The sequence below is a fragment of the Salinisphaera sp. SWV1 genome (assembly GCF_052044155.1).
Lineage (GTDB): Bacteria > Pseudomonadota > Gammaproteobacteria > Nevskiales > Salinisphaeraceae > Salinisphaera.
In genome coordinates this window covers 67,895-87,433 of sequence record NZ_JBQDYE010000015.1, presented here as the reverse complement: position 1 = coordinate 87,433, position 19,539 = coordinate 67,895, and the positions used below count along the sequence as shown (strand labels likewise).

Sequence of the window (19,539 nt, the reverse complement as noted above, 5' to 3'; positions counted from 1 at the left end):
GCGGCCGGAACGCGCCGGCGCGTCTTCGCCGGGCGGGCGCGGCATGTCCCGATCCGCGCTGGCAGCCGGCGTTGCCGGGCGTTCCGGCTCAGGTTCCGGCTCCCGTTCGGGTTCCGGCGCCGGCCTGGGCGTCCGGACCGCCGTTGACGCCACTTCGCCCGGCCCGGCGGTATCGCGGCGGGCGGCTTCGCGGGCGACTGCGGGATCCGCCGTCGCACCGGCCGGCTCCGCATGCGCCGCCGCATCATCCGCAGCCGGTGGCACCTGCTCACGCTCGAGCGTGACCGGCTTGTATCCGCGTTCGCGCAGACGCCGCAGCACCCACCCGATCAACACCAACAACAGCAGGAACAACAACACATTGCGCGGCGACAGCCAGACGTCACCGCCGGCCTGGGCCACGTCGCCCGGCGGCGGGGATGCAACGCGCGGCGGATGGGCAGCGCGGCTGCCGCCGGATGAATCGGTCGCCGGCTCGGGGTTCGGCTTGGACTTGGATTTCGACTTGGATTTCGACTTGGATTCGGGCGCGGGTTTCGGCTTCGGACTGCCGTTCATGGATGCGGCCGCCGGGGCCGTTGCAGTCGACGCGGCATTGCCGGCTGGCGTGGCGCCCGAGCCCGCGCTGGACGCTACCGGCGCCGACGCCGTGGCCTGGCCACCCGGGCTCGCCTGCGGCGTCGGCCATGGCGCCGCGGACGGCAGGCTCAGTTGGCCGAAGGGTCCGGCCGGCGTCGTTTTCGCGCCGGCCGGTGTGGCTTTTGCTGGCGCGGGCGGCGTCTTTGCTTCGGCTTTGCTCGCACTCGTGGCCCCGGGCGCGGCATTGGCATCCGGGGACTGCAGCGCCGCTGGCGGCGCTTCGCCACTCGCCGCCAGCTTGGGTGAATTATCGGCACCGCCGCGCCCGGCGGCGTTGTGGCGCGCCCGAGCATTCTGCAAGCGCTGCTGCGCCGTGCCGGCGTTCACGGCGCGAATGCGCTCGGCGCCCGGAATGGTCAGTCGCGCGTCCTGCAATAGCGCCGCCATACCGCCATTGAAGGCGGATGGATTGGCCCGGTAAATCGCCAGCATGGTCTGCGCGATCGTCGCCCCGGGCGGCGTGTGGCCCGCGGCGATCGACCAGAGGGTTTCACCGGCACGCACCTCGTGACGGGACGCGCGGCCCGTGGCGGCACTCGCGCCGGCGGCGGATGTCGCCGCCCGGACCGCCGACGTCGCACCGGGCGCCGGCGACGACGCCGCATTCGCCTCGGGCGCCGGATTGAGCAGGGCGGTGTATTCGCGCAGCGCGCTGCCGCTACCCGAGTCCACTTGCAGCAGAAAATCCACGAACGGCTCGCTCACCGGGCGATTCGTGGCGATATGCACTGTCGCGCGATGGCCGCCCGGACTCATCTTGGTATCGACCTTGAGGCGGTCGACCGCGCTGCTTCGGCGGATGCCGAAACGCTGGAACATGGCCGGCGGCGCGATACCGACGTCGAGCGACGCGCGCTCGGCGGCATCGATATCCTTCAACACCACCGTGGCGTCGAGCGGCTGATTGAGGTGCGAGTGCACCGTGAGTGCCCCGAATTCGAGGGCGAACGCGGATGAGGCATACCCTGCCGCCGCAATACTCGCGGCGATCAGACCGCATCGGATAGCTCGATCGATGAAAACGGCCACGCCGTATGCAACCCCCTGTTTACTCCCCGCGGCCAACGCGGCCCGGCCGCCCGCCCGATCACTGTTATCGGCAGACAGGGACGGCGCTCAAGCGCCGCGCCCAGGTCGCGGGCCGATGCGATGCGCCCGCCGCCTGGCTATCCGGCCGGCTCAGCGTAGCATATCGACGATCGCGCCCCCCATCTCCCGGGTGCTGGCAATCTGGGTTTCATCGTCCATGATGTCGCGGGTGCGAAGCCCTCGGTCGAGCGCATAACCGACCGCCGCCTCCACCTTGTCGGCCAGGTCGCGGCGATCCAGCGTATAGCGCAGCATCATCGCCACCGACAGGATGATTGCCAGCGGATTGGCCAGCCCCTGCCCGGCGATGTCGGGCGCGCTACCGTGCACCGGCTCGTACAGCCCCTTGCCGTGGGCATCCATCGATGCCGAGGGCAGCATGCCGATCGAGCCGGTGAGCATGGCCGCAGCATCGGAGAGAATATCGCCGAACAGGTTGCTGGTGACCACCGTGTCGAACTGCTTGGGCGCACGCACGAGCTGCATGGCGGCGTTGTCGACATACATATGCGAGAGCTCGACGTCCTCGTACTCGCTGGCGAGTTCGTTCATCACATCGCGCCACAACTGCGAGACATCCAGCACGTTGGCCTTGTCGACGCTGCACAGGCGATGGCCACGCGCGCGCGCGGTCTCGAACGCCGCCCGGCCGATGCGCTCGATCTCGGCTTCGTTGTAGCGCAGCGTGTTCCAGGCCTCGCGCAGACCGGCTTCGGTGCGGCCGGAACCCGCCGGCGTGCCGAAATAGATGCCGCCGGTCAGCTCGCGCACAATCATGATATCGAGCCCCGACACCATCTCCGGCTTGAGCGCCGAGGCATGCGCGAGTTGGGGATAGAGAATGGCCGGCCGCAGGTTGGCGAACAGGCCGAGTTCGCGGCGCAGCCGCAACAGTCCGGACTCCGGCCGCATGGCGCGCTCGAGGTTGTCCCAGGCGGGCCCGCCGATCGCACCGAACAACACGGCGTCGGCCTCGCGCGCGGCGGCCAGCGACGACTCGGGCAACGGGTCGCCCTCGACATCGATCGCAGCCCCGCCGACCAGCGCCTCATCCAGCTCGATGTCGAGCCCGTGATCGGCGGCCAGCACTTCGAGCACGCGCACCGCTTCGCGACAGATTTCGGGGCCGACGCCGTCGCCGGGCATTACCAGAATGCGTGAGGTCATGACAATCCTTGTTCAGCTTTCGTCGGATATATCCGAGAAGACAAAAGCGGTCCGCAAATGAACGCCAACGAACGCAAATTAAAAGTCGTACAACACGGAATTTGCGTTAATTCGCGTTCATTTGCGGACGTTTTCAATAAACGATTACAACTCGCGAAAGAGCCAGGGCTTTTCGGCCGCGCGCTGTTGTTCGTACGCGCGAATCGCGTCTTCGTGCTGCAGTGTCAGGCCGATGTCGTCGAGGCCTTCGAGCATGTTCTTGCGGCGATAGCCCTCGACCTCGAAAGCGTAGACGGAGTCGTCGGGCAGGCTGATCCGCTGCTCGACCAGATCGACGCGAGCCCGCAGGCCGCCGGTCGCGTGGGCTGCCTGAAACAGCGCGTCGACCTGCTCCGCGGCCAGCGCGATCGGCAGCACGCCGTTCTTGAAACAGTTGTTGTAGAAGATATCGGCGAAGCTGGGCGCGATCACGCAGCGAATGCCGAAATCCTCCAGCGCCCACACCGCATGCTCGCGCGAGGAACCACAGCCGAAATTCTCGCGCGCCAGCAGGATCGAGGCGTCGCGGAACGGTTCCTTGTTGAGGATGAAGTCCGGGTTTTCGCGCCGGTCGGCGATATCCACGTCCAGGCCGCCGGCATCCAGATAACGCCAGTCATCGAACAGATACTGGCCGAAACCGGTGCGGCGGATGGATTTCAGGTACTGCTTGGGGATGATGGCGTCGGTATCGATGTTGGCGCGATCCAGCGGCGCGACCAACCCTTCGTGAATGGTGAATGCCTGCATGATGAGAATCCTCTTACACGGGTTTGCGGGCGACAAAGCGCAGCCGCACGTACGGGGCGACCCACTGGCCGTCGTGGTGGCGCAGCTCGCCGGCCAGGCGTGCGCGCACCGCGGCGACGTAATCGTCGCGCGCCCGGCCTTCGGCAAAGGCGGTCACGAACGGGCGCGCCAGCGTGGTCAGCCAGTCGGCCACGTCGCCCGGCAACTGGGTGGGCCGCTCGAAACTGTGCGAGCGCTCGATATGAAAGCCGGCGGTGGCGAGCCGGTCGAGATAGGTCGTCTCGCTCGGGAAATACCACGGATCGAGCGTATCCGGGTCGATCCCGCGTGCATCGGCCTCGGCGCGCAGCGCGGCCCGGATGGGGGCGATATTGCCGGCGCCGCCCATCTCGGCCACGAAGCGCCCACCCGGCTTCAGGCGCGCGAACACGCCGTCGATGACGGCCTGCGGATCGTCTCGCATCCAGTGCAGCGCGGCGTTCGAGAACACGGCATCGAAGGCCCGGTCGAGCTCGGGCACCGTATCCAGGCTCTGGCCGTCGGCGACGACCGCCGCCAACCCCCGGGCCCGCGCCGCGGCCACCATCGCCGGGCTGCCGTCGGCGCCGACCACTTCGGCACCGGTCTCGGCCAGGCGTTCGCTGAGCGCGCCATCGCCGCAGCCCAGATCCAGGATCTGCTCGCCCGCGACCGGCGCCAGCCACGCCACCAGATCCGCCGCCAGATGGGCGACGAAACGGGCATTGCGGCCGTAATCCTCGGCCCGCCAACCGCCGGCGTTGATTTCAGCCGTCTCGCTCATGCCGTGACATCCAGCTCGCGAATATCCACGAAATGGCCATGAACCGCGGCGGCGGCCGCCATGGCCGGGCTGACCAGATGGGTCCGGCCGCCCTTGCCCTGGCGCCCTTCGAAGTTGCGGTTCGAGGTCGAGGCACAACGCTCGCCCGGCAGCAGGTTGTCGTCGTTCATGCCCAGGCACATCGAGCAGCCGGCGTCGCGCCATTCGAATCCGGCGGCCTTGAAGATCGCGTCCAGACCTTCTTTTTCGGCCTGGGCCTTCACCAGCCCGGAACCCGGCACGACCATCGCCAGTTCAATGTTCGGCGCGATCCGGCGGCCTTCCAGATACTTCGCGGCCACGCGCAGATCCTCGATGCGCGCGTTGGTACAGGAGCCGATGAATATCTTGTCCAGCATGATCTCGGTAATCGGCACGCCGGGCGTCAGATCCATGTAGTCGAGCGCGGCGCGCCAGCCTTCATTCTGACCCGCGCGCGGCGCGCTGTCCGGCTCGGGCACACGGTCGGTGACGGGGGCGACCATCTCCGGCGACGTGCCCCAGGTGACCTGCGGCGCGATCTTGGCGGCATCCAGCACCACCACCTGATCGTATTCGGCGCCCTCGTCGGAAACCAGCGCGCGCCAGTAGGCTTCCGCCGCCGGCCATTGCTGTTCATCCGGCGCATAGGGGCGCCCGCGCATATAGTCGATGGTGGTGTCGTCGACGGCGACCATGCCGGCGCGCGCACCCGCCTCGATCGACATGTTGCAGATCGTCATGCGGCCTTCCATCGACAGCGCGCGAATCGCCTCGCCACCGTACTCGATGACATGACCGGTACCGCCCGCCGTGCCGATCTTGCCGATGATGGCGAGCATGATGTCCTTGGCCGAAATGCCGGGTGCCACCTGCCCGTCCACGCGCACCAGCATGGTCTTGGAGCGCGACTGCGGCAGCGTCTGGGTCGCCAGCACATGCTCGACCTCGGACGTGCCGATGCCGAAGGCCAGCGCGCCGAAGGCGCCGTGGGTGGCGGTATGCGAGTCGCCGCAGACGATGGTCATGCCGGGCTGGGTCGCCCCCTGCTCCGGGCCGATGATGTGCACGATGCCCTGGCGCCGGTCGCCCATGCCGAACAGGCGCACGCCGAAATCGTTGCAGTTGACCTGCAGCGCCTCGACCTGGGCGCGCGAGATCGGGTCGGCGATACCGCCGTCGCGATGAGTGGTCGGGACGTTGTGGTCCGGCACCGCCAGGTTGGCACTCGAACGCCAGATATCGCGATGCGCCAGGCGCAGGCCCTCGAAGGCCTGGGGCGAGGTCACCTCATGCACCATGTGCCGGTCGATATACAGCAGGGCATTGCCCGCTTCCTCGCGGACGACGTGTTCATCCCAGATCTTTTCGTACAGCGTGCGGGCCATGAGCGCATCTCGTTGCTTGAGCTTGCGTGGAGTCTAGGCGCGGCCTATCGATTACTCAAATGAATAATTTTTCGTGCAGCATTCCAATCCGGAATACAATGCCGGCATGCGTATCGATGCATTGCAGGCCTTCGTGGCCGTGGCCGAGCTGGGTTCTTTTCAGGACGCCGGGCACCGCTTGCATCTGAGCCAGCCGGCGGTGAGCAAACGCATCGCCGCGCTGGAAACCGAACTCGGCCATCGTCTGTTCGATCGCGTGGGTCGCGGCATCGGGCTGACCGAGGCGGGACGCGCCTACCTGCCGCATGCCCGCGAGACGCTGGCCGCGGTCGCGGACGGTGATCGGGCGCTGGATAATCTTGCCGCGCAGGTCGCGGGCACACTCGAACTGGCGGTGTCGCACCATGTCGGCATGCACCGCATGCCCGAGGTGCTGCGGGCATTCGTGGCGCGCTATCCGGATGTGGCTCCCCAGATCGAGTTCGCCGATTCGGAGCAGGCCTGCCAGCGCGTGGTCAACGGCGAATCGGAACTCGCCCTGATCACGTTGCCGGTCAAGCCCCATCGGACGCTGATCGCCCGCACCATCTGGCACGACCCGCTTGCCATTTATGCCGGCATCGACCACCCGCTGGCCCGGCGTGCGGCCATTCCATTCGCGGCACTGGTGCGTTATCCCGCGGTGCTGCCGCCGCCGGACAGCTATACTCATCGGATCATCGAATCCGCCCTGGCCGAGCACGGCGTCGCGGTGACTGCGCGCATGACCAGCCATTCGCTGGAAACCCTGCGCATGCTCGCGGACGTGGGTCTGGGCTGGACGGTCCTGCCCGAGGCCATGCCGCATCGGCTGGTGCCGCTGGCACTGCCCCGACTGCGGATGCATCGTGAGCTGGGTGTCATGCGGCATCCACAGCGGCACCTGTCGAACGCAGCGCGCGCGTTGCTCACCATGCTGGAAGCCGAAGCCGGGGGCGCTCAGCTCTCCTGACGGATACGCCAGGCCCCATCCTCACGCACGAACACCATGTGCCGGGTGGCATCGCGTTCGTTGCCCGCGGCACGATAATGCTCCCGGAAGGTGGCCCGGGCGCGATTCGCGCTGTCCGCCGTCACCCGAATATCGGACACGCTCACATCCACCGATTTCGGCCGGGTCACCCGCGCACGCTGCTGGCGAATCCACTGTGCGCGGCTGATCTTGCCCTGCGGTTGATAGTCGTCACTGTATGTCGCCAGGTAAGCCGACAGATCCTGTTGCGACCACGCATTCGCCCAGTGCGACAACACCCGATCGATGGCCTGCCTGGGCGGACCCGAAGCCGGCTTTTCGGCCACGCTATGGCCGCTGCCGCTCGCTGCCGCGGCATCCGCCGGCGTGGCGGCGCCCGGCGTTGCCGAAACCGGGTTCGGTTGGGCCGCGCTCGGCAAGGCGGGAACCAGCTGTTCCAGTGCGCTGCGGCGACGATTCATGGCCTCGGCGCTCGCGCCCTGCTGCTGCGCGCGCCGATAGGCCGCGCTGGCCAACGCCACATAGACATCGCCGAGATTCTCCTCGGCAACGGCGTAACCCGGCTCGGCTGCGATCGCATGGTCCAGCGCGTCGCGTGCCTTGTCGAGCCGGCCCTGACGGGCATAGAGCACGCCGAGGTTGTTCCACACGCGTGCACGCTGCGGATACTCAGTCGACAACTTGCGATAGAGATCGATCGCATGGGGTGCATCGCCGGTTCGCGCCAGCGCCATGGCGTGCAGGAACTGCGCCTGCCGGTCGTCGGGATGGTCGGCCAGGCGGGCGTTCGTTGCTTCCAGCGCCTGCACGGCCTGACCGTTCGACAGCTCATGACCGACCGCGGCCGGATTCCAATCGTCTGCCGCCGCCACCGCTGACCCAGCCGCCAATACGGCGATACAGGTAATACTCGAAAACCACTTTTTCACGCGATGCCCCCAGCCGCTAACCCTTGGCGCATCCTAGCCGGCCCGCGTCGCCACGCAAAGCCCCACGCTCGGTGATATCAGGTGGTCTAGAACATCGGCCCGCCACCCAGGGGCGCCATCGGCGGCGCGACGTCGGCGTTCTGCCCGCGATGGCGAAGCGCATGGTCGAGCAGCGTGATGGCGAGCATCGCTTCGGCGATCGGCGCCGCGCGCAGCCCCACACAGGGATCGTGCCGTCCGGTGGTCCGCATCTGTGTCGCCTGGCCGGCCGTGTCGACGGTATCGCCCGGGATGGTGATGCTGGAGGTGGGCTTCAGCGCCATGCTGGCGCGAATCGCCTGGCCGCTGGAAATACCGCCCTGGATACCGCCGGAATGATTGCTGGCGAAACCGTCCGGGTTCATTTCATCGCGGTGTTCCGATCCGCGCATGGCGACGACGTCGAAACCGTCGCCGATCTCCACACCCTTGACGGCATTGATGCTCATCAGTGCCTTGGCGATATCGGCATCCAGCCGGTCGAACACCGGTTCGCCCCAACCTGCCGGCACGCCGGTGGCCACGACATCGATACGCGCGCCGATGGAGTCGCCATCGCGCCGTAACTGGTTGATATAGGCCTCCAGTTCGGGCACGCGATCCGGTTCGGCGCAGAAAAACGGGTTGTCGTTGGCCGCGGCGAGATCGGTGCAGCCGAGACGAATACCACCCATCTGCGCCAGGTACCCCTGGATGGCGATGCCCCAGCGCTCGGCCAGGACCCGGCGGGCGATCGCGCCGGCCGCCACGCGCACCGCGGTTTCGCGCGCCGAGGAACGCCCGCCGCCACGATAATCGCGAATGCCGTATTTCTGCAGATAGGCGTAGTCGGCATGATTCGGCCGGAACACGTCCTTGATCTTGGAATAATCGCGCGAGCGCTGATCGGTATTCTCGATGATGATCGCGATCGGCGTGCCGGTGGTCACGCCTTCGAATACGCCGGAGACGATGCGCGCCTCGTCGGCTTCGCGGCGCTGGGTCACATAGCGCGACGTACCGGGCTTGCGCCGGTCGAGATCGCGCTGCAGCAGCGCCTCGTCGACCGCCACGCCGGGCGGGCAGCCGTCGATCACGCAACCGATCGCCGGACCGTGCGATTCGCCGAACGAGGTGACGGTGAACTGCTGGCCCCAGGTATTGCCTGCCATGCGATTACGCCCCCACCTGCTGTGCTTCGACCCAGGCGGCGAGGTCTTCGGCCTCGACCGCGCCCACGCCCATGCCGCCGCGCGCCAGATCGATCCAGGTAACCGGCAGGTCCGGGTAGCGCTGTTCCAGCAGGAACGCCGATGCGCCCACCTCCATGATCAACAGGCCATCCTCGGTCAGGTAATCGGGCGCGCCGAACAGGATGCGCTCGACCAGGGTCAGGTCGTCGGCGTCGCCGTGGAAGGCGAAACCCGGCTCGTGAAGAAACTCCGGGTCGAGGCCGGACCATTCGTCCTGTGTGACATACGGCGGATTGGTCACGATCAGGTCGAACCGCTGTGCTTCCAGCCCGTTGAACAGGTCGGCCCGCACCAGTTGCACCTGCGGTCCGGTGTCGTGCTTGTCGCAGTTGATCGCGGCCACTTCCAGCGCATCGTCACTGGCGTCGGTTGCCACGACCTGCGCATCGGGGAAGGCGTAGGCACAGGCGATCGCGATCGCGCCGCAGCCCGTGCACAGATCCAGCACCGCCAACGGCTCGCGGTGCCCGAGCCACGGCTGGAAGCCCTGCTCGATCAATTCGGCGATCGGCGAACGCGGCACGATGACGCGCTCGTCGACGAAGAACTCCATCTCCGCGAACCAGGCGCGGCCGGTGATATAGGGCGCGGGCAGCCGTGTTTCGATCCGGCGCTCGATGACCGCGATCACGCGCTCGCGCTCGCTCGGCATGAGCACGGACTCGAGATACGCATCAGGCAGCCCCGGATCCAGATCCAGCGCATCCAGCACCAGATGCGCGGCCTCGTCGATCGCATTGTCGCTGCCGTGGCCGAACGATAGATCGGCCGCCACGAAGCGCGATGCGCCCCAGCGGATGTAATCGACGATGCGCGTCAGGGTCGCGGCGATCTCGGACGCCGGTTCGGCGGTGTCGCTAGCCATAGTCTCACTCGCGGGCCCGGGCCCGCTCCTGTCGGTGGCACGACGCGCGACCGGTATCGCGCGTCATTCTCAATCGGGAACAGCGGGCTAGGATAAACCAGATCGCCTGTGTTGCGGCGTTGCGCTAGGGTGACGGCTCGCTCCGCTGTCGTTTCCCGCTTGACCATGCCCAATGTCCCGGTTCGCTTCACCGATCGCCTGTTCGCCGTTGCGCTGGCGCTGTTACCCACGCGCGCCATCTCGCATCTGGCGTTTGTCATCGCCGAGATCCGGCTGCCACGGATCAAGAACGCGCTGATCCGAGGCTTTCTGCGCGCCTATCCGGCGATCGACATGAGCGAAGCGGCCGAGCCGGAACCGACGCAATATGCCTGCTTCAACGATTTTTTCACGCGCGAACTCGCTGCCGATGTGCGGCCGTTACCGGCCGACGACCACACACTCGCCTGCCCCGTCGACGGCCAGCTCGGCATGTTCGGGGCCATCGAGACCGGCCGCCTGTTCCAGACCAAGGGCGTGGCCTACGACCTGCGGCAACTGGTGGCCGGCGACGACAGTCTTGCCGCCGCTTTTCTCGGCGGCCGCTATGTCACGCTGTATCTCGCGCCGCACGATTATCATCGGGTACACATGCCGCTGGACGGCCGGCTGCGCGAGACACGCTATATACCCGGGCGCCTGTTCGGCGTGAACCCGCGCTGCGTGCGCGCCATCCCGCGGCTGTTCTCGCGCAACGAACGCCTGGTGAGCTGCTTCGATACCGCGGTCGGGCCAGTGGCCGTGGTGATGGTCGGGGCCTTCATCGTCGGTGGCATCCACACCCGCGCCGCCGGGCGCATCTGCCCGCCTCATCAAAAGGCCCGCCGCCACACCAGCTATATCGATGCCGGCCAGACCGAACACCGCTACGGCCGCGGCGATCCGATGGGGCATTTCATGCTGGGGTCGAGTGTGATCGTGCTGACCGGGCCTGACGCGGTGGACTTCGATCCCGAACTGACGGCCGGCCAGCCGGTGCGTCTCAACCAGTCGCTCGGACAACTCGTGCCGGGCGCCTGACACGCCGGATCAGCGCCCGCTGGCGAATGGCAGAACCGGGGCGATCGCATCGACACCCTGCAACAACGCCAGCAATCGGTCGATCCCGAGCGCCACGCCGGCGCAGGGCGGCAGCCCCGCGCGCATTGCCGCCAACAGGGCCTCGTCGACCGGCGGCACCGGGCTGCCCTGCGCGACGCGCGCGTCCTGCTCGCGCTGCATGCGCTGCCCGGCCAGGGCGGCGTCCGCCAGTTCGCGCGCGCCGTTGGCGAGTTCGACGCCCTGCCAGAAGCATTCGAACCGCAGCGCCTGACGCGCATCGTCCGGATCGCTGGCCACCAGCACGGCGTCGTCGGCCGGGAAATGCGTCACCAGCTCGGCGCCGTCGCGGCCCAGCGTCGGCTGTACGCAGGTCGCCATGAGCAGATCGAGCCAGAACACGCGCCCGGCCTCGGCCCCCATGCCACCCGGGGCAACGCCCTGGGCGGCCGCGCAGTCGGCAAGTGCGCGGGCGTCGGCCACCAGCGGATCGAGGCCGAGCGCCTCGCGGAACACGGCGCGATAGGTACGCGCCGGCCGGCCCGCGGGCACGCCCAGCCGACGCAGCAGCGCGGCGAGCCGGGCCATCGCCGCGCCCATGTCCTCGTCGACGCCGTACCACTCGAGCATGGTGAACTCGGGATTGTGCCAGCGCCCGGTCTCCCCGGCGCGAAAGACATGCCCGAGCTGATACAACGAGCCGGCACCCTCGGCCAGCAGACGCTTGAGCGCATGCTCGGGCGACGGCACGAGATAGCCCGCACCCGCGACTGCCAGGCATTCCAGCGCGCGCTCGCTCGGTGCGGCCGCCGACAGCACGGGCGTATCCACTTCCAGCAGCCCGTGCTCGGCCATGAAGACACGAATATCGGCGAGCAACCGCGCCCGCGCCGCCAGCGCGCCCGGGGCGAGCCCCGAGCGCCAGCGGCCATCGTGGCTCATGCGGGTCTCAGCTTTCGTTGGCGCGCGAGACGTACTCACCCTTGCGGGTATCGATGCGCAGGGTCTCGCCTTCTTCGATGAACAACGGCACCTGGACCACCGCGCCCGTTTCCAGCGTGGCCGGCTTGGAACCGCCCGAGGAGGTGTTGCCGCGCACGCCCGGATCGGTCTCGGTGACCTGCAGGACGACGAAGTTGGGCGCATCCACCTGCAGCGGCACACCGTTCCACAGCGTGACATCGCAGCTGTCCTGGGGCTTGAGCCACTTGGCGGCATCGCCGACCGCGGCTTCGCTGGCCTGGTACTGCTCGAACGTGTTCGGTTCCATGAAATGGAAGAACTCACCATCGTGGTACAGGAACTGAAGATCGAGGTTGAACACGTCGGCCGCCTCGACCGAATCGCCCGACTTGAAGGTGCGCTCGACCGTGCGATTGGTCTTGAGGTTGCGCACCTTCACGCGATTGAAAGCCTGGCCCTTGCCGGGCTTGACGAATTCGTTCTCGACGATGGTGTACGGGTCGCCGTCGAGGATGATCTTCAGGCCGCCCTTGAACTGGTTGGTGGAAAACTGCGCCATAAAACGAAACTCCAAGGCTGGAATGCGTCGCGCCGGCATGCGCGGCGCCCCGGTCTCAAGAATCCGTCGTCAGGCCGTGCGGCACGGGCTGACGACAGCCTCTATACTGGTTCGATATGAGCACACGCCCCGCGCCATCACGGATTACGCCGCTGATCGAGCCGCGCAGTCTATCGTATCGCAGCGGTGGCTGGCAGCAGGCCATGCGTGACGCCATCACCGACGTCGATACGCTGTTTGCCGAACTCGACCTGCCGGCCGAGTACAAGCCCGCGGCCCGATGTGCCGCCGCTCTGTTCGATCTGCGCGTACCGCGCGGCTATGTCGCGCGCATGCGCCGCGGCGACATCGCCGACCCCCTGCTGCGCCAGGTTCTGCCGCTGCACGCCGAGTGCCACGATCCGCCCGGTTTCGTCGACGATGCGGTGGGCGACAATTCGAGCGCCGTCGGCGATGGGCTGCTGCACAAATACCACGGCCGGGCGCTGCTGGTGACCACCGGCGCCTGTGCCGTGCATTGCCGCTATTGCTTTCGCCGGCACTTCGATTACAGCGCCCAACATGCGGGCGGCTCGCATACCGAGGCCGCGCTGGCGCGCATCGCCGCGGACCCGAGCATTACCGAAGTGATCCTGTCAGGCGGCGATCCGCTATCGCTGTCGAATGCGCGGCTGGACGCACTCGGGGCGCGACTGGATGCCATCGACCATGTCCGGCGACTACGCATACATACGCGCACACCCGTTGTGCTGCCCGAACGCGTGGATGACGGGCTGCTCGCATGGTTCGCCGCACGCCGCGCGCGAACGGTGGTCGTGTTGCATGTCAATCACGCGGCTGAACTTTCCTTCGAAGTTGCCGATATGGCTCGTGCGATCGCGGGTACCGGCGCCGTACCGCTCAATCAGGCCGTGTTGCTCGCCGGCGTCAACGACGACGCCGACACGCTCGCGGATTTGAGTCTGGCGCTCTTCGATGCCGGTGTTATGCCTTATTATCTGCACCTGCTTGATCGCGTTCGCGGAACCCATCATTTCGAGGTGCCGGAATCGCGTGCGGTCGTGTTGATGCAGGCGCTTGCCGCACGCTTGCCGGGCTACCTGGTACCGAAGCTGGCGCGCGAGGGCGCGGGCGACGATGCCAAGAGCGTACTTGGCGTGCCGGCACGGGCACGGCATGCTGGGTCCAGGGGACAAGGGGACTGATACCGATGGCCATTGCCGACGCAACCAACGCACATCGATCGAATGCAAGCAACGACAGGGCCGACGCCAATGCACTGATCGCGGTGATTGGCGACGATGACGCCACCAGCCGGCGACTGGCCGCTCGCCTGCAGACGCTTTCGCCGCGGGATTGGGCGACCCACCGGTTTGACGACTTCGATACCGCCGCGAGCCAGGTGCATCCGCCGGTGGCCCTGCTCGCCCTGGTCTGCCGCGACGGCGACCGCTTCGATACCGCGACGCTGATTCAGCGCGTGGAACACGTCGGCAGCGTCCCGCTGCTGGTGGCGGGCACCGAGGTGCGTCTGCCGCCCCGTGGCGCCTGCGTGCGCGCCGGCGTCTGTCAGCGCATCGATATCGACGAGGATGCGGAATTGATCGACGCCCGGCTGTCGCGCGCGGTGGATCTGGCCATCGACCGGCGCCGCCTGGCCGAGTTCGAGCAACAGAGCGAGGGCGCGAGAGCCCGCCTCGACGGGGGCACGCTGGTCGGGGTGACGCCGCATTTCGCCGACCTGATCGGGGCCGAGTCCGCCGCGGCCATCAACGGGCAAGCGCTCGGCAGCTGGCTGTCCAAGACCGACGCGGCGCGCCTGTCCGCCGCCCAGGCGCGCCTGAACGACTCCCACCGGCCGGCCGGGCGCGGCGTGATCCTGCGCCGCGCCAGCGCTGGCGCCACGCATCCGCTGTCCGCGCATCTGTATACCGGTGCCGATCGCAGCCAGTGGCTGTCGCTGGCACCGATCGAGACGACCAGCATGCCGGTTCTGGGCGCGAGCCCCATTGCCGACGCGCGCATGGCGCTGCATCGACACCTGGCCAGCATCAGCCGCTGGTCCGACAGCGGTCGCCTGCGCGGTCTGGTGTTCGTGGCCCTCGACGGCGTGCCGGCACTGCAACAGCAATTCGGCCTCGCGAGCACCGATGAATTGCTCGAGGAGGTCAGCCTGTTCCTGATCGACAACCTGGCCGATACCGACCGCTGCTTCCGCTTCGCCGTGGGCGAATACGTTCTGTCGATCGAACGCGGGGCGCCGGCCGATGTTTCAGCCATGGCGGAAACCCTGGTACGCACCATCGGCGACACCGAGTTCGGCGGTCATCATCGCTCGGTGCATGTCACGGCCAGCGTGTCCGCCATCATGCTCGGGGCGGAATCCACCGCCAACGATCGTCGGCTGCAACAACTGGTCGACACCGGATATCGCCTGCGGGAGACCGGCGGCGACGCGTTTCGCGAATGCGAAGGCGATCCGATGGCGGACGCACAGGCCGGCTCGGACGCCTGGCAGAGCCGGCTGGAACAGGCGCTCGCCTCGGATCGTTTCCGGCTGGCATTCCAGACCGTGACCAGCCTGGCCGGCGACCAGCGTCGTTACTACGACGTGCTGCTGCGCTACGTCGACGATCACGACGGCATGATCATGCCTGGCAACTTCCTGCCGGCCGCCGAGCAGGCCGGCCTGATGCCCGAGATCGATCGCTGGGTGACCCGGCGCGCGGCGCGCGTGATCGCCGAACAGGCCGCCCGCGACGTCGAACTCGCGCTGTTCGTCAAACTGTCGAGCGCCACGCTCGACAGCGCGCAGACATTCATCCAGTGGCTGGCAGAGGACGAGGCCATGGCCGCGATCGATCACCAGCAGATCATATTCTGCGTGCGTGAATCGGACGCGCGCTCACACGTGGCCGCGACGCGTCGCCTGGCCGCCGAACTCGACCGTCAGACTTATCGTTTTGCGCTGACGCATTTCGGCGAGTCGAGCAGCCATGCGGCGATGCTCGAAAACCTCACGCTGTCGTTCATCAAACTGGCACCGGCGTTTGCGCGCCAGCTGGCGGAACAGAACAGCGAGGATGCGCGTCTGCAGCGGGTCGTCGATTTCGCCCGCGAGCACCGCGTGCCGCTCATCGCCGAGCATATCGAGGATGCCGCCAGCATGGCACGCCTGTGGCAGGCAGGCGTCAACTACGTCCAGGGCCACTTCATTCAGGAGCCGGACCCGGCGGCGCTACAGCATGGCGAAACCATCGGCTGATCGCGCTTTCGGGGGCGCGGGCCGAGCCGGCCGACGGCCGGCATCGCCCGGAGGTTCTCAGCCCTGACGCGACAGGCGCTGGACCTGTGTGAAGCCACGTGGCAGACGCTTGCCGCGCGAAGCCCGCGGGCCGCGATAGGGATCGCGTTCGGCGGGTTTGAGCGTCATGTGGCGCTTGCCGCTGTGGATCACCAATGTCTGGTCGCCGGATACCGCCTGAATCGCGATCACGGCCTCACCGGCCTTGAGCGCAATCAGCTTGTTGCCCTTGCCCTTGGCGAGCTGCGGCAGCTCCTCGAGTGACAGGCACAGCAATTGGCCGGCGGTGGTCACCACGCAGACCTCCGGGTCATCGCCCGCGACCGTCGTCGGCGCCAGCGCCGTCGCCCCCTTGCCCGGCGTGAGCGTGGCCTTGCCCGATTTCTGCCGACTCGCCATATCCGCCAGTCGCGTGGCGAAGCCGTTACCCGCCGTCGACGCCAGCACGCAGAGCAGATCCCCGCCGCCGATTGCCAGACCCACGAAGCGCGCCCCGTCGGCTGGCGACAGCGAGCCGGTGAGCGGCTCACCCTGGCCACGCGCCGACGGCAACCTGTGCGCGGCGAGACTGTAACTGCGTCCGGCCGAGTCGAGCACGATCAGCTTGTCGTTCGAGCGGCCCGCCGCATCGGCCAGGTATTCGTCGCCGGTTCGATAGTTCATGCCCATGGCGTCGACATCGTGGCCCTTGGCCGAGCGGATCCAGCCCTCGCGCGACAACACCACCGTGATGTTCTCGCTGGGCACGAGATCGGCCTCCGACAGTGCCCTGGCCTGATGGCGTTCGACCAGCGCGCTGCGGCGATCGTCGCCGTACTGCTCGGCATCGGCGGTGAGTTCGTCGGCAATCAGCTGGTTGAGTTTCGCCCGGGAGCCCAGCGTGGCCTCGAGATCGGCGCGCTCGGCCGCGAGCTCTTCCTGCTCGCCGCGGATCTTGAACTCCTCGAGTTTCATCAAGTGCCGCAGACGCAGGTTGAGGATCGCGTCTGCCTGCACGTCGGTGATTGCGAAGCGAGCCATCATCACCGGCTTGGGTTGATCCTCGGTGCGGATGATGTGAATGACGTCGTCGATGTTGAGATACGCAACCAGCAGGCCTTCGAGGATGTGTAACCGGTCGGTGACCGCCTTCAGGCGATGTTCCAGACGCCGCGTGACCGTGGTCGTGCGATAGATCAGCCATTCGGACAACAGATCGCGCAGATTCTTGACCCGCGGCGCACCGTCCAGCCCGATCACGTTGAGGTTCACGCGTACATTCTTCTCGAGCCCGGTGGTAGCGAACAGATGCGCCATCATCGCCTCGATGTCCACGCGGTTGCTGCGCGGCACGATCACCAGCCGGGTCGGATTCTCGTGATCGGATTCGTCGCGCAGATCGGAGACCATCGGCAGCTTCTTGGCCGTCATCTGGCCCGCGACCTGTTCCAGCACCTTGGCGCCCGAGGTCTGGTAGGGCAACTCGTTGATCACGACTTCGCCGGATTCGATCGTGTACGTCGCGCGCACGCGCACCTGGCCGTTGCCGGTGGCATACATCTGGCGAATGTCGGCGGCCGAAGTGATGATTTCGGCACCGGTCGGGAAATCCGGCGCCGGCATGTGCGCCATCAGCGCGTCGAGATCGGCATCCGGGTTGTTCAGCAGATGGATCGTGGCCGCGGCGACCTCGCGGATGTTGTGCGGCGGGATATCCGTCGCCATGCCGACCGCGATCCCGGTGCCGCCATTCAGCAGCACGTTCGGCAGGCGCGCCGGCAGGGTTTCGGGCTCATCCAGCGTGCCGTCGAAATTCGGCCGCCAGTCGACCGTGCCCTGGCCGAGTTCGGACAACAACGTCGCCGCATAGGCGGTCAGGCGCGATTCGGTGTAGCGCATGGCCGCGAACGATTTCGGATCGTCCGCCGTGCCCCAGTTGCCCTGGCCGTCGACCAGCGGATAACGATAAGTGAACGGCTGGGCCATGATCACCATGGCCTCGTAGCAGGCCGAGTCGCCGTGCGGATGGAACTTGCCGATCACGTCGCCGACCGTGCGCGCCGCTTTCTTCGGCTTGGACGCCGCCGACAGGCCGAGCTCGCTCATGGCATAGACGATGCGCCGCTGCACCGGCTTCAGGCCGTCGCCCACGTGCGGCAAGGCGCGATCGAGGATGACGTACATCGCATAATCGAGATACGCCTTTTCGGCAAAGGCGTTGAGCGGCAGGCGCTCGCTGTCGTGTTCGAAGGTCGTGGCCATCGTGCCTCGCTGGCGAATCGTTCCCCGGGGGGCCGACGGTATGCCGGCCTCAGGAACAGTATCAGGCCGCAGCAAGGTACCCGCCGAACCACACACACGGCAAGCCGGGATCGCACGCCGGCCGTCCCGGTGGCGATGTTTGCAGATCGTGGTTCACGACACGTCGCGCCGCCGGCCCGGGGCAGAACACGGGCGAGCCGCCGCGCCTTGCCGGGACGATGCCAGCGCTTTTGCCGGCTCAGCTTCGCTTCGAGCGCACCAAAGACATCGCGCTGCTCGGTCCCAGCGACGCGTACAAGGCTCATATACCCACCCGGAGTCCCCGGATAGATCGGACCCGGATCAGTCGGCCGTGATAACGCGGGTTGAGGTTGAAACACGGGCTCGGCTACGGCCTGCCTGTCGTATTTGCTGACACGCCGATTTCACCGATGCCCAACAGATGTATCTGTTTTTTTATTTATATTTAATGAGTATTACATATTTAATACAGCTTTTTGCGTCGAAAAACAATACATCTTTAATTGCCGACGCCTGCGATGAAAGTTGTTAATACAGTTATATTTCAATCGCTTAAATATTATGGCATGCACCTTGTAATCGCAACAAAAGAAAACACACCCAAAGCCGAAACGCACCCTAAAAGGTTCACGATTATGTCTTTTTTCCGTTATACTTGCTGCTCAGTCGCCATTTCAACTTTTACAGCATTTACTTCGGCGCACGCCGCATATCTTGGCTATGGCAGCCAGCTGGACGCAGATGGCGTGCCGACCAGCCGGGTTGCCGCCGCTACCCGCATCGATTTCAACGACGCCAGTAATCTTTGCGATCCAGCCAGCTGTGATTCGACGGCCATCTACGCGAACGACGGCAGCTTCCGGCAGAGCTATCGACCGACCGGCGATAACACCGTGTTTGCCTCCGTTTCGCCTTCATACAGTCCGGCAAGCCCGGCGGCCAAGCTCGACCTGCAGTCATCGAACAATTACTTCGGCCTGTACTGGGGCAGCCTCAACGCTGGCGACACAATCACGTTTCGCTACAACGACACGTCCGTCGCCTCGTTCAACGGCACGGCGATCGCCGGGGCGACCGACGACAGCCTCTATGTAAACTTCTTTGACCTGCCGACGTTCAACGCCGTCGAGTTCCGGAATAACAACAATTTCAGTAACAGCGATTTAGGCGACTACTTGAACTGGTCGAATTTCGCTTTCGACAACGTCGCTTACGGCAACGTCGCCGATGTGCCAGAGCCCGGCTCGCTGGCAATGTTCGGCCTGGGCCTGCTGTTTATGGTCGGCCGGATCGGTCTCCGTCGACGCTACCGGCAACCAGGCTTCTAGGGTCCGACTTATATGTGTCTTATCGCATGAGCGCGAGATATCTGCGTGCCGACCCGGGCACCAAGCCAAGCCAAGTC

At 66.5% G+C, this 19,539-nt stretch carries 16 protein-coding genes; 5 read left to right on the top strand and 11 right to left on the bottom strand.

Annotation, left to right across the window (positions count from 1 at the left end; translation table 11 throughout):
* The 5 genes from ACS8YF_RS09450 to leuC form a co-directional block, all read right to left on the bottom strand.
* A partial coding sequence (locus ACS8YF_RS09450) for a FimV/HubP family polar landmark protein (RefSeq protein ID WP_440849967.1) occupies nt 1-1,668 on the bottom strand: 1,668 nt, incomplete at its 3' end.
* A gap of 150 nt (nt 1,669-1,818) precedes the next feature.
* The gene (leuB, locus tag ACS8YF_RS09445; protein ID WP_440849966.1) at nt 1,819-2,895 is read right to left on the bottom strand and encodes a 3-isopropylmalate dehydrogenase; all 1,077 of its coding nucleotides are present in this window, start codon (nt 2,893-2,895) and stop codon (nt 1,819-1,821) included.
* Between the two features lie 144 nt (nt 2,896-3,039).
* Nucleotides 3,040-3,684, bottom strand: coding sequence for a 3-isopropylmalate dehydratase small subunit (gene leuD, locus ACS8YF_RS09440; RefSeq protein ID WP_440849965.1), 645 nt, complete (start codon nt 3,682-3,684; stop codon nt 3,040-3,042).
* A 13-nt stretch (nt 3,685-3,697) separates the two neighbouring features.
* Entirely contained in the window at nt 3,698-4,486 is a 789-nt protein-coding gene (locus tag ACS8YF_RS09435) for a class I SAM-dependent methyltransferase (RefSeq protein ID WP_440849964.1), read from the bottom strand.
* Nucleotides 4,483-5,892 (bottom strand): 3-isopropylmalate dehydratase large subunit, encoded by a 1,410-nt coding sequence (leuC, locus tag ACS8YF_RS09430; protein ID WP_440849963.1) that lies wholly within the window; start codon nt 5,890-5,892, stop codon nt 4,483-4,485. Before leuC ends, ACS8YF_RS09435 begins: the two co-directional genes overlap by 4 nt.
* A 106-nt stretch (nt 5,893-5,998) precedes the next feature.
* Here leuC and ACS8YF_RS09425 point away from each other — a divergent pair, with 106 nt between their 5' ends.
* Nucleotides 5,999-6,883, top strand: coding sequence for a LysR family transcriptional regulator (locus ACS8YF_RS09425; RefSeq protein WP_440849971.1), 885 nt, complete (start codon nt 5,999-6,001; stop codon nt 6,881-6,883).
* Here ACS8YF_RS09425 and ACS8YF_RS09420 read toward each other — a convergent pair.
* From ACS8YF_RS09420 to prmB, 3 genes are all read right to left on the bottom strand, one after another.
* Complete coding sequence (locus ACS8YF_RS09420; RefSeq protein ID WP_440849962.1) at nt 6,871-7,833, bottom strand: L,D-transpeptidase Cds6 family protein; 963 nt, start codon at nt 7,831-7,833, stop codon at nt 6,871-6,873. The two genes, ACS8YF_RS09425 and ACS8YF_RS09420, sit on opposite strands and share 13 nt — an antisense overlap.
* A gap of 86 nt (nt 7,834-7,919) precedes the next feature.
* Complete coding sequence (aroC, locus tag ACS8YF_RS09415; RefSeq protein ID WP_440849961.1) at nt 7,920-9,023, bottom strand: chorismate synthase; 1,104 nt, start codon at nt 9,021-9,023, stop codon at nt 7,920-7,922.
* Between the two features lie 4 nt (nt 9,024-9,027).
* Entirely contained in the window at nt 9,028-9,969 is a 942-nt protein-coding gene (gene prmB, locus ACS8YF_RS09410) for a 50S ribosomal protein L3 N(5)-glutamine methyltransferase (protein ID WP_440849960.1), read from the bottom strand.
* Nucleotides 9,970-10,134: 165 nt separating this feature from the next.
* On the opposite strand from prmB, the gene asd reads away from it, so the two are divergent.
* Nucleotides 10,135-11,028 carry an archaetidylserine decarboxylase gene (gene asd, locus ACS8YF_RS09405; RefSeq protein ID WP_440849959.1) on the top strand — a complete coding sequence of 298 codons (894 nt, stop codon included), beginning with the start codon at nt 10,135-10,137 and terminating at the stop codon, nt 11,026-11,028.
* 9 nt (nt 11,029-11,037) lie between these two features.
* Here asd and epmA read toward each other — a convergent pair whose 3' ends face one another.
* Both epmA and efp read right to left on the bottom strand, forming a co-directional pair.
* Complete coding sequence (gene epmA / locus ACS8YF_RS09400; RefSeq protein WP_440849958.1) at nt 11,038-11,988, bottom strand: EF-P lysine aminoacylase EpmA; 951 nt, start codon at nt 11,986-11,988, stop codon at nt 11,038-11,040.
* A gap of 7 nt (nt 11,989-11,995) precedes the next feature.
* Entirely contained in the window at nt 11,996-12,568 is a 573-nt protein-coding gene (gene efp, locus ACS8YF_RS09395) for an elongation factor P (RefSeq protein ID WP_109994755.1), read from the bottom strand.
* A gap of 116 nt (nt 12,569-12,684) precedes the next feature.
* Between efp and epmB the strand changes: the two genes are divergently transcribed.
* Together epmB and ACS8YF_RS09385 are read left to right on the top strand one after the other, a co-directional pair.
* The gene (gene epmB, locus ACS8YF_RS09390) at nt 12,685-13,773 is read left to right on the top strand and encodes an EF-P beta-lysylation protein EpmB (RefSeq protein ID WP_440849957.1); all 1,089 of its coding nucleotides are present in this window, start codon (nt 12,685-12,687) and stop codon (nt 13,771-13,773) included.
* Nucleotides 13,774-13,778: 5 nt separating this feature from the next.
* Nucleotides 13,779-15,833: an EAL domain-containing protein gene (locus ACS8YF_RS09385; protein ID WP_440849956.1), complete on the top strand. Its 2,055-nt coding sequence runs from the start codon at nt 13,779-13,781 to the stop codon at nt 15,831-15,833.
* 57 nt (nt 15,834-15,890) lie between these two features.
* Here the strand turns inward: ACS8YF_RS09385 and parC are convergent, their stop codons facing one another.
* Nucleotides 15,891-18,113: a DNA topoisomerase IV subunit A gene (gene parC, locus ACS8YF_RS09380; RefSeq protein ID WP_440849955.1), complete on the bottom strand. Its 2,223-nt coding sequence runs from the start codon at nt 18,111-18,113 to the stop codon at nt 15,891-15,893.
* 656 nt (nt 18,114-18,769) lie between these two features.
* Here parC and ACS8YF_RS09375 point away from each other — a divergent pair.
* On the top strand, nt 18,770-19,462 hold the full coding sequence (locus ACS8YF_RS09375) for a PEP-CTERM sorting domain-containing protein (RefSeq protein ID WP_440849954.1): 693 nt from the start codon (nt 18,770-18,772) through the stop codon (nt 19,460-19,462).
* Nucleotides 19,463-19,539 lie beyond the last annotated feature (77 nt).